Annotated in this window: 3 protein-coding genes; all 3 read left to right on the top strand. The window is 63.3% G+C overall.

The window, feature by feature from the left end; all coding sequences use genetic code 11:
• On the top strand, window positions 1-503 hold a 503-nt coding region (locus AC1D1Z_RS36900), incomplete at its 5' end, for an amidohydrolase family protein (RefSeq protein ID WP_477853761.1).
• Between the two features lie 25 nt (window positions 504-528).
• The gene (locus AC1D1Z_RS36895) at window positions 529-1,626 is read left to right on the top strand and encodes a BMP family ABC transporter substrate-binding protein (RefSeq protein WP_018449141.1); all 1,098 of its coding nucleotides are present in this window, start codon (window positions 529-531) and stop codon (window positions 1,624-1,626) included.
• Window positions 1,627-1,629: 3 nt separating this feature from the next.
• Window positions 1,630-1,929: ATP-binding cassette domain-containing protein (locus AC1D1Z_RS36890; RefSeq protein WP_477853759.1), on the top strand; the 300-nt coding region annotated here is incomplete at its 3' end.

Here is a 1,929-nt window from a genome sequence, read left to right as displayed (position 1 = left end):
GTGTGGCGCACTGCCCGGAACCGGTCTATCTGGTCGGCGCGGAGGTTACCGACATTCCCGCCATGGCCGCCTTCGGCCTGCGCATAGGCCTCGGCTGCGACGGTGCGGCCTCCAACGACAATTCCAACCTGATGCACTGCCTGCACTCCGCCTATATGCTGCAGTGCCTCGTCTCCTCCGGCCGTGCCCATCCCGTGCCGCCGCCGGTCGATTTCCTCGGCTACGGCACGACAGGGGGTGCCAGCCTGCTCGGCCGGCGCGATATCGGCCGGCTGGCGCCCGGCATGGCCGCTGACCTGTTTGCGATCGACACCCGCCGCATGGATTATGTCGGCACGCGGCACGATCCGCTGAGCCTGATTGCCCGCGTCGGCATCGGCATGGCGACCGATATGACCATGATCAATGGCCGCATCGTCTGGCAGAAGGGCGAATTCCCCGGTCTCGACGAGGCCAAGCTGTCAGCCGATGCCGAGGCCGCACTATCCGCCGTGGAATTTTAAAAAACCAAAAGAGGGAACTGAGAACATGACCAAACTGACCCGCAGAAACCTGATGACGGCCGCTGCCGCCACCGGCCTTGCCGGCGTGCTCGGCAGCCGTCTTGCTTTGGCCGCCGACGAGCCGCTCGGCATCACGCTCGTCGTCCCGTCGCCGATCGGCGACGTCGGCTGGGGGCATGCACTTGCGGCCGGTCTCGAGCCGATCAAGGCCGCTTACGGTGACAAGGTGAAGGTCACCGTGCTCGAGAATATCGCCGAAGGCCCGGACGCCGACCGCATCATGAACAAGACCGTCGCCGACGGAAACAAGTTCCTGGTTGCCGGCTCTTTCGGTTATCAGAACGGCGCCCTGCAGATCGCCCGCCGCGACCCGAGCGTCACGGTCCTGCATGCTTCCGGCTTCCAGGTCGCTCCGAACTTCTCGCCGTTCGCTGCCAAGTATTTCCAGGGCACCTATCTGCTCGGCATGGCTGCCGCAGCACTTTCCAAGACCGGCAAGCTCGGCTCCGTGTCCGCCTTCGCCATTCCCGAACTCATCACTTCGATCAACGCCTTCACCCTCGGCGCCCAGGCCGTCAAGCCCGATATCGAGGTCTCGGTGGTGTGGGTGAACTCCTGGTTCGACCCGGCCAAGGAGCAGGAAGCCGCCAAAGCCTTGATCGCGCAGAAGTGCGACGTGATCTTCTCCAACGCCCAGGACACGCCGTCCGTCATCTCGGCCTGCGAGGAAGCCGGCGTCTACGCCTTCAACCTCAACTCCTCGATGAAGAAATACGCACCGAAAACCTATCTCGGATGCATCTCGACGGACTGGTCGCCGTTCTTCAAGGCATCGGTCGACGCCCATCTCGCCGGCACGTTCAAGGGCGCCAATGCGTTCCTCGGCGTCGCCGACAAGGTCGTCGAAGTGGTCGATTGGAATCCGGATGTTCCGGCAGACGTGATGGCCAAGATCAAGGAGATCGAGGCAAAGATCGCCGACGGCAGCTTCTCGCCCTTCACCGGGCCGATCACCAAGGCCGACGGCAGCGAGGGTGTCGCATCCGGCGCAACCATGGCCGACCCCGAGATCATCGCCATGAACTGGCACGTCAAGGGCGTGTCCACGCCGTTGCCGAAATAAGTCATGACGACCCCGCTCCTGTCGCTGCGCGGCATTTCGAAGAGCTACGGCCAGATCCACGCCAATCAGGCAATCGATCTGGACGTGGCTCCGCAATCGATCCATGCGATCCTCGGAGAAAACGGAGCGGGAAAATCGACGCTGATGAAGCTGATCTACGGCGTCGAGCAACCGGACGACGGCGACGTCGTCTGGGAAGGAGAACCCTTGCGCCTCTCCTCCCCCGCCGAGGCGAGGCGCCACGGCATCGGCATGGTCTTCCAGCATTTTTCGCTGTTCGAGACCCTGACCGTCCTTGAGAAT

It is taken from the genome of Rhizobium sp. P1_E1, from assembly GCF_056406015.1.
Note: the sequence above shows the minus strand (reverse complement) of the source record. Positions and strands in the feature narration are given on the sequence as shown.

Excerpts from the sequence above, each read along its gene's own strand:
- AC1D1Z_RS36895 (WP_018449141.1), top strand. The coding sequence starts at position 529 with ATGACCAAACTGACCCGCAGAAACCTGATGACGGCCGCTGCCGCCACC.